Raw genomic sequence first — 8053 nt, 5'->3', positions numbered from 1 at the left:
TTACCCATGTGAGAGTAAGTCATCGCCAGCTCATTATTCTAAACACCCCCACAATTAGTGGGGGTGTTTTTTTATGCGCGGAATTTGTATCCTCAATTCTTTATATGATTATAATGGAATAAATTCATATCAAGTCTAATAAGGATATAACATGTCTACCGATCAGCAATTCCCCACACCCAATAATTTAGGTATCGCAGTTTATTCAAATAATGCAGAAGCTATTGGTAATACGCCTTTAGTCCGCATTAACCGTTTGATTAAAACGAGCGCAACTGTATTAGCAAAAGTAGAGAGTCGTAATCCTGCCTTTTCTGTGAAATGCCGTATTGGAGCAGCATTAATTGCGGATGCAGAGAAACGTGGTGTATTAAAAGACGGTATGCATATTGTTGAACCAACCAGTGGTAATACAGGGATTGCATTGGCTTTTGTTGCTGCAGCGAAGGGTTATCCAATTACTTTGACTATGCCAGCCAGCATGAGTCTTGAGCGTAGAAAAGTATTAAAAGCTTTAGGCGCTAATTTAGTTTTAACTGAACCAGCGAAAGGGATGAAAGGTGCAGTTGATGAAGCTGTACGATTAGCAACTGAACAGCCAGATGTTTATTTCTTACCTCAACAATTCGAAAACCCAGCCAATCCACAAATTCATGTAGATACAACTGGCCCAGAAATCTGGCAAGCAACAGGTGGGCAAGTTGATATTTTAGTTGCTGGCGTAGGTACTGGCGGTACGATTACAGGTATTTCTCGTTATTTTGAACAAGTCCAAAATAAGCCACTATACTCCGTAGCTGTTGAGCCTGCTGAGTCTCCAATTATTACTCAAACCAAAAATGGAGAAAATATCACTCCTGCACCTCATAAAATTCAGGGGATTGGTGCAAACTTTATTCCAAAGAATCTTGATTTAAATCTGGTTGATGAAGTCTTACCAGTGAGTAGTGAAGAAGCAATTCAATGGGCAAGAAACTGTGCAACTCAAGAAGGTATTTTGGTAGGTATCTCAAGTGGAGCTGCCTTGGCTGCTGCTGCTAAAATTGCAGAGCGTCCTGAGAATGCTGGTAAAACAATAGTCGTTATTCTTCCTGATAGCGGGGAGCGTTATTTATCTTCTGTTTTATTTGAAGGTTTATTTGACGAATAAAATTAACTAAATAAAAAAGCCCATTAATAAATGGGCTTTTTTATTTGATCTCAATTTATAAGGCACTTTTTAAATTTTTCTGATGCCGCTTCACAGATCGAGCGTATTTTTTTGCTTTGTGACGTGTCCAGAAGCTTCGCTCATAACCAGATGGTCCTACATTATAATAAGCTGTTGCCTTGAACCAACTATCAGCTGACTGATAATAGTGGTTTAAGATATAAGCACCACATTGGATATTAGTAGTTTCATCATATAAATTCCCTGCACAAGTTTGTTGCCAATAGCTCGGAATAATTTGAGTTAAACCGACTGCACCAGTAGGAGAGCGAGCATTACTATTGTAACTAGACTCTTGTCTAATCACTGCTGCAAGTAAAAGGGGGGGTACATTATATTGGTCAGCACTTTGAATAATCATGGGAGATAAACGATTGGCTGTGCTCGGCGGGACAGAATAAGCTTTTTGTAAGCCTGATGAGAGTTTATTAGAGCGCCAAGAAAAAGAGCCACTATTAGGTCCTAAGCTGGTGCACCCCGTCATTATTGTCATCAACGCAATAATAAAAAATTTGAGACTAAGGCGCTGTAATTGTGATGGTTCAAAATGATCTTGAGCTAAAGATGAGGTAAACAAAATACAAAACCAATAATCAAATTTCAAATGAAATGATGGTATTCAGCTGTACTTATCAGATCAATACAAGTTCTGTTGCTCCGCGCATCTAAAAAGTAAGAATTTTGTATAATTGAAATGAAAAAACCCCGACATCCTGTCGAGGTTTCTTCGTATTCAGCTTTATGTAGTTAACTCCTGTCAACTACCGCTTCCTGCGTTCTTATTCTTCTTCAATGAGACATCCTGTCTCTCTATGTTTCATATAGTATGAAAAAATACTAAAGATGAATATCCGCAAATCGCCGCAAGTTTTGTACGTTTTAACTTACAGATCAACTTACTTAAATACAATGACGACAAGTTTCTGAGCTATAGGAGCACAAATCAATACACTTGGAAAAGCCAATATCCATGCAATAATCCAGGCGGAAATCCACAATGAAAGGAAATGATGATTTAGTCCCACTACTTTAAAAGTTGAAATGCCTGAAATTATAAAAGACATCATTCCAGATAAAATTAAGAGAAATAAAAGCCTCTGTGCTTTCATAGTCTTATCTTCCTTGATAAGCATTTAAGGTCAATGCAAAATTTTCTCCAAATTGTTGAGCAGTTTTAATATCTCCTTCATCAAACCTATCGGCATTACTGCCATGTTCAGCTTGAGCCATTAAGCCTGACCATGAACCGAGACGGTTAGCTGCTTTTGCATAAGCAACACCTTGAGGTTGTTCTGGCAGAATTGGGTTTCCAACCCAGAGCATACCGTGCTGCATACAAAAGGTAAAAATCGAAATTAACGTCGATTGTTTATCACCTGCAGGAAGAGAGGAAACAGTAAACCCAGCTGCTAATTTTCCTTTAAAACTCTGTTTTTTCCATAAAGGGCCTGTTGCATCCATGAGTTGTTTTAACTTAGAAGATACACCCCCTAAATAAGTGGGAGATCCCCAAATTAATCCGTCATATTGGATAAGAATTCCTGGGCGCTCGATAAGATCCACAGCATTGAGTAAATCTACTTTAATATTGTGATGGCTCAAGACGCCAATTTGAATTTGCTGAGCAATAAATTGGGTATGACCTTGGCGGCTATGGTAAATAATGGCAACAGTTTTCATGGGCAGTTTCCTCTTTTATTTAAATTTGAAATAGTTTTGCAGTGAGATATAAGCCACAGCCAAAAACACTATGGTTCATTAAACTTTTTAGACAGTTCAAAAAAGGATGGGGTGTTTTTGATGAAGCAAAGCCATTACCCATGGCAGGTTGCATAATAAAAAAAGGAATGAGAACGGTGACCAAGCCAAACAGTAGAGCTGAGTAAAACTGAGGATGAATAAGCCAATCTGAGCTGGCAATGAAAACAAAACTTAATGCGAAGATAATCCCAACACTGTAGTGTGCAATCCAGCCCAATAAATATTCACCTTTAATTTGAGGGCTTTGTGCAATAGTTTGATGGATGAGTTTCCCTTGAAATATCCAGCCGACCCAGCGTCCGAGAAAGGAAAAATTTAAGGTCGGAATTTTGAATATCTTTAATATTAACAGCCAGATATCCATGAAAATAGTTGCACCAATACCAAGAAATAAAGCTTGAAAGAATATTGTGGAGGTATTCATTTTTACACCTTGCATTTATACACCTAAAACGTGATAAATTTATTGTGCAAGTTCAAGTTCACTTGAAGTCAAGAGGTTGTTATGGATATTGGTGAAGTCGCTAAAAAAGCAAAAGTCACAACCGCTACCCTACGTTTTTATGAAGAGAAAGGCTTAATTAAATCGATAGGACGGCAAGGCTTACGTAGACAATATGGCAAACAAGTACTTGATCAATTGGCACTCATTGCTTTAGGTCGTGCTGCAGGATTTTCTTTAAATGAAATTGCCACAATGTTTGGGCAAGATGGTAAGCCAGAGCTTGATCGGCAAAAACTAAAAGATAAAGCTGAACAGTTAGAGCACATGGCAAAGCGACTGCATTTTATTAGTCAGGGATTACAACATGCTGCTGTATGTCCTGCCGAAAATCATATGGAATGCCCAACCTTTCAGAACTTTTTGAAAGCAGCAATTGCTGGAGAATATCAGCCAACGAAACTTTAATTTTTTTAATGAAGTTACTTAGTGGGTGTTTGTATTGAACATTTGGGATTGTCATATTTTCGCCATAAAGATTTCATCTTTTTGAAGTAAAAACTTCATATAAGCTTGATTAAATTTGCTTAATTTTTTACCAACTGTATAAAACTATGAGCAAAAAAACATTAGCGGCATTATTATGCTGCGCCAGTTTAGGATTGACGGCATGCAATGATGATAACGATCAAGAACAAACTACGCCTACTGAAAAAGTTACCGAACCAACCTTAATTTCTTTTGCCAAATTACCTGTAGAAACTTATTCTGCTGGCCCAGACTCTGGCGCATATGTAAAAGGTGCAAATGGAATTTATCCTCCATTTAAAGGTCAACCTGTACAGGGGTTTTCTGCTGCATTAAAAAATGAAGATGGCAGTTATATGGCAATGGCTGATAACGGTTTCGGAACTCAAGATAATTCAGCAGACTTTTTACTTCGTATTTATAAACTGAAGCCTGATTTCAAAACTAAAGCTAAAGGCACCGGTCAAGTGACTGTGCAAAGCTTTATCCAGCTGCGTGATCCGAACAAATTAATTCCGTTTAATATCGTGAATGGTAATACAGCTGATCGATTATTAACGGGCGCTGATTTTGATCCAGAATCTATGCAACGTTCTAATGATGGAACTTACTGGATTGGCGATGAATTTGGACCTTATTTACTTCATTTTTCAGCAGATGGCGTGTTATTAGATGCACCGATTGCTTTGCCAAATCCGTTAAACCCGACTCAAGAGCTACGTTCACCACAAAATCAGTTTAATAAAGCACAAATTAATTTGGTAGAACCTCTAGTTCAGCAAAGTGGTGGTTTTGAAGGAATGGCGATTTCGTCAGATGGACAGTATCTTTATCCTCTTATAGAAAAGCCAATTAAATCAATTCGGGAAACGGAAAGACAGTTGCTGATTTCGCAATTTGACCTGAAGAAAAAAGCGTATACAGGAAAATATTATTGGTTCCAGTTAGACAGCAAGGCAACTAATATTGGTGACTTCCAACTCTTTAATGATAAAGAAGGCATTATTATTGAGCGTGATGCGACTCAGAATAATTTAGGCGGATATAAAAAGTTAATTCGTATTAAACTGAATGAGTCAGGTCAGCTAGTAAACCGTGAAGATTTAGTCGATTTAATTAAAATCGCTAACCCGAATTTGTTGTATAGCACAGCTAGAGCAGGGGATATTGGTACGGGACAGGTTTTTGCTTTTCCATTTGAGACGATTGAAGATGTGATTATTGAAAATGGCACAACACTTACCGTTTTCAATGATAATAACTTCCCTGGGTCGACAGGGCGTAACGCAAAACTGGCTGATGATAATGAGATTATTCAGATTCGTTTGCCAAAAGCTTTGTTCTAAGCTTTACAAATAAAAAATTAAAAATGCGGCAGATTTTATTCTGCCGTATTTATTCCAATAATAAAATATTGAGTAAACTTTAATCAAATTAATTTCTATATTATTGTTTTCGCATGTTTTATAAACAGGGAAAATGAATGAAATTCATGTTAAAATGATCGGCTTTCATCTTTAGATGTCTCTCCTCCATCTGCTAGCCGAGATTCGCAAGCCATGTCTACTGCCTACACCATGCAGACTGCGCCAAAAGCGCTGTTTGATTACGACAAATATTGGGCGTCGTGTTTTGAACCCGCACCATTTTTGCCGATGTCACGAGAAGAAATGGACCAACTCGGCTGGGATGCATGTGACTTTATTTTGGTCTGTGGCGATGCTTATATTGATCATCCATCGTTTGTATCGGGTGTGATTGGACGTGTGCTTGAGGCACAAGGTTTCCGTGTCGGAATTATCGCGCAGCCAGACTGGACCAATGTTGAAAGCTTCCGCGTTTTAGGTAAGCCAACGATTGCTTGGGGTGTGACAGCAGGCAATATGGATTCGATGATTAACCGTTATACGGCAGATCGTAAAATCCGTTCTGATGATGCTTATTCTCCTAATAACGAACCGAACAAACGTCCTGACCGTGCAGCTACTGTTTATTGCCAACGTTGTCGTGAAGCTTTCCCTGATGTACCTGTATTATTAGGTGGTATTGAAGGTAGTTTACGTCGTATTGCGCACTACGATTATTGGTCAGATAAGGTTCGTCGTTCGATTTTGATGGACTCAAAAGCTGATTTGCTGATGTACGGTAATGGTGAGCGTGCCATTATTGATGTGATGCACCGTTTGGCCAAAGGTGAAAAAATCCACGAGATTACAGATGTTCGTGGCACGGCATTTATTATTAATAAACATAACAAAGCATCAAAAGCAAAGTTTGTTGAGGTTGCGAGTAATGATGTAGATACGGTTGGGCGTGTTGATCCAATTATTAACCCATATGTCATGACTGAAGATATTGATGGCTGTGAGGTTGAAAAAGAAAAGGGTAACTCTTTAGCTCAATATCAAAATTTCCAAAAAGAGATTGTTGCAAACCCGATTGTGCGTGAAGGCGACAAACTCGATGACGACACTCAAATTGTTCAATTAAAGCCAGCACCGTCAAAAGCGATTAAACACAAATTACCTCCACGAGAACTGGCGGTAATTCGTTTGCCTTCTTTTGAAGAAGTAGCGAATGATCAAGTGCTTTACGCGCATGCAAACCGTATTTTGCACCTTGAAACCAACCCGGGTAATGCCCGCGCACTCGTTCAACGTCATGGTGAGCGTGATGTCTGGATCAACCCACCTCCAATTCCTCTAACCACTGAGGAAATGGACTATGTGTTTGATTTACCTTATGCACGTTTACCACATCCTACTTACGGCGATGCTCGTTTCCCTGCATTTGATATGATCAAATTCTCGGTCAATATTATGCGTGGCTGTTTCGGTGGTTGTACATTCTGTTCAATTACAGAACATGAAGGGCGTATTATTCAAAACCGTTCGGAAGATTCGATCTTACGTGAGATTGAAAAAATCCGTGATACGGCACCAAACTTCACCGGTATTATTTCTGACTTAGGTGGTCCAACAGCAAACATGTACCGTTTGCATTGTAAGGATCCGGAAATTGAAAAGAACTGCCGTAAACCTTCTTGTGTATATCCGGGTGTTTGTCAAAACTTGCATACCGACCATGCACCTTTAGTACAGCTTTATCGTAAAGCACGTGCGATTAAAGGGGTGAAGAAGATTCTGATTGGTTCGGGTTTACGTTATGACCTTGCTGTATTGAACCCTGAATATGTCAAAGAGTTGGTACAACATCACGTTGGCGGTTATTTAAAAATTGCTCCAGAGCATACTGAACAAGGCCCGTTATCTAAGATGATGAAACCGGGTATTGGTACGTATGATCGTTTCAAACAAATGTTTGATCGTTTCAGTAAAGAAGCAGGAAAAGAGCAATATTTAATTCCTTACTTTATTGCTGCACATCCAGGTACTTCAGATTATGACATGATGCATCTTGCAATTTGGTTGAAAAAGAATGGCTTCCGTGCCGATCAGGTACAGACGTTCTATCCATCGCCAATGGCAACTGCAACAACCATGTATTATTCGGGCAAAAACCCGCTTGCTAAAGTCGCTCGTTATACTGAAAAAGTTGATATTGTAAAAGGTGAAAAACGCCGTCGTCTGCATAAAGCATTCTTACGCTACCATGATCCAAACAACTGGCCATTACTTCGTGAAGCCTTAAAAGAAATGGGTCGTGCCGATTTAATTGGTAATTCGAAGCAGCATTTAATTCCAACTTATCAGCCAAAAGGCACAGAAGGGGAATACAAATCTGCACGTAAGAAAAATTCGACTACTGCAGGTGATTCAGTTAAACGAAATAACCAGCAAACGAATAATCATTCAAATCAGAAGCGTCCACAAAAAGGTCAGCTACTTACTCAGCATACAGGCTTACCTCCTCGTGAAACAGGCGAGAAGAGACCATTTGGTGGTAAAAGTAAACCAAAATCAAAAACTCGTGGATAATGATAAAACAGGCTCTTAAACAGAGCCTGTTTTGTTTTTAATGTGACGATTTAAATCGTATAATGAGATTTTTGAAGATTTAAAGTACAAAAAACGTAAATAATAATGAGAAATACTAAAAATCTGACGAGCTGCACTTGATTGTTGAAGACTCTATGATTATAAATAATGTGA

At 38.7% G+C, this 8053-nt stretch carries 8 protein-coding genes; 4 read left to right on the top strand and 4 right to left on the bottom strand.

Going from position 1 to position 8053, the window contains the following annotated elements:
• The first annotated feature begins 151 nt into the window (after nt 1-151).
• On the top strand, nt 152-1150 hold the full coding sequence (gene cysK / locus POD11_RS16520) for a cysteine synthase A (protein ID WP_239975887.1): 999 nt from the start codon (nt 152-154) through the stop codon (nt 1148-1150).
• Between the two features lie 55 nt (nt 1151-1205).
• On the opposite strand, the gene POD11_RS16515 is transcribed toward cysK, so the two are convergent.
• The 4 genes from POD11_RS16515 to POD11_RS16500 form a co-directional block, all read right to left on the bottom strand.
• Nucleotides 1206-1814, bottom strand: coding sequence for a lytic transglycosylase domain-containing protein (locus tag POD11_RS16515; RefSeq protein ID WP_262457988.1), 609 nt, complete (start codon nt 1812-1814; stop codon nt 1206-1208).
• Nucleotides 1815-2106: 292 nt separating this feature from the next.
• The gene (locus tag POD11_RS16510) at nt 2107-2319 is read right to left on the bottom strand and encodes a DUF2798 domain-containing protein (protein ID WP_239968085.1); all 213 of its coding nucleotides are present in this window, start codon (nt 2317-2319) and stop codon (nt 2107-2109) included.
• Nucleotides 2320-2323: 4 nt separating this feature from the next.
• Nucleotides 2324-2890 (bottom strand): flavodoxin family protein, encoded by a 567-nt coding sequence (locus POD11_RS16505; RefSeq protein WP_262457986.1) that lies wholly within the window; start codon nt 2888-2890, stop codon nt 2324-2326.
• 19 nt (nt 2891-2909) lie between these two features.
• Entirely contained in the window at nt 2910-3395 is a 486-nt protein-coding gene (locus tag POD11_RS16500) for a DUF2938 domain-containing protein (RefSeq protein WP_262457984.1), read from the bottom strand.
• An 81-nt stretch (nt 3396-3476) separates the two neighbouring features.
• Here POD11_RS16500 and POD11_RS16495 point away from each other — a divergent pair, with 81 nt between their 5' ends.
• The 3 genes from POD11_RS16495 (at nt 3477) to POD11_RS16485 (ending at nt 7879) form a co-directional block, all read left to right on the top strand.
• Nucleotides 3477-3881 (top strand): helix-turn-helix domain-containing protein, encoded by a 405-nt coding sequence (locus tag POD11_RS16495; RefSeq protein ID WP_031999558.1) that lies wholly within the window; start codon nt 3477-3479, stop codon nt 3879-3881.
• Between the two features lie 146 nt (nt 3882-4027).
• Entirely contained in the window at nt 4028-5287 is a 1260-nt protein-coding gene (locus tag POD11_RS16490; protein ID WP_262457983.1) for an esterase-like activity of phytase family protein, read from the top strand.
• Between the two features lie 213 nt (nt 5288-5500).
• Complete coding sequence (locus POD11_RS16485; protein ID WP_262457981.1) at nt 5501-7879, top strand: YgiQ family radical SAM protein; 2379 nt, start codon at nt 5501-5503, stop codon at nt 7877-7879.
• Nucleotides 7880-8053: the final 174 nt, after the last annotated feature.

It is taken from the genome of Acinetobacter sp. P1(2023), from assembly GCF_028367635.1.
Lineage (GTDB): Bacteria > Pseudomonadota > Gammaproteobacteria > Pseudomonadales > Moraxellaceae > Acinetobacter > Acinetobacter pittii_E.
This window is presented reverse-complemented; position numbering and strand designations above follow the sequence as displayed.

Coding starts and splice junctions, on each gene's coding strand:
- cysK (WP_239975887.1), top strand. CDS start 152: ATGTCTACCGATCAGCAATTCCCCACACCCAATAATTTAGGTATCGCA.
- POD11_RS16510 (WP_239968085.1), bottom strand. CDS start 2,319: ATGAAAGCACAGAGGCTTTTATTTCTCTTAATTTTATCTGGAATGATG.
- POD11_RS16505 (WP_262457986.1), bottom strand. CDS start 2,890: ATGAAAACTGTTGCCATTATTTACCATAGCCGCCAAGGTCATACCCAA.
- POD11_RS16500 (WP_262457984.1), bottom strand. CDS start 3,395: ATGAATACCTCCACAATATTCTTTCAAGCTTTATTTCTTGGTATTGGT.
- POD11_RS16495 (WP_031999558.1), top strand. CDS start 3,477: ATGGATATTGGTGAAGTCGCTAAAAAAGCAAAAGTCACAACCGCTACC.
- POD11_RS16490 (WP_262457983.1), top strand. CDS start 4,028: ATGAGCAAAAAAACATTAGCGGCATTATTATGCTGCGCCAGTTTAGGA.
- POD11_RS16485 (WP_262457981.1), top strand. CDS start 5,501: ATGTCTACTGCCTACACCATGCAGACTGCGCCAAAAGCGCTGTTTGAT.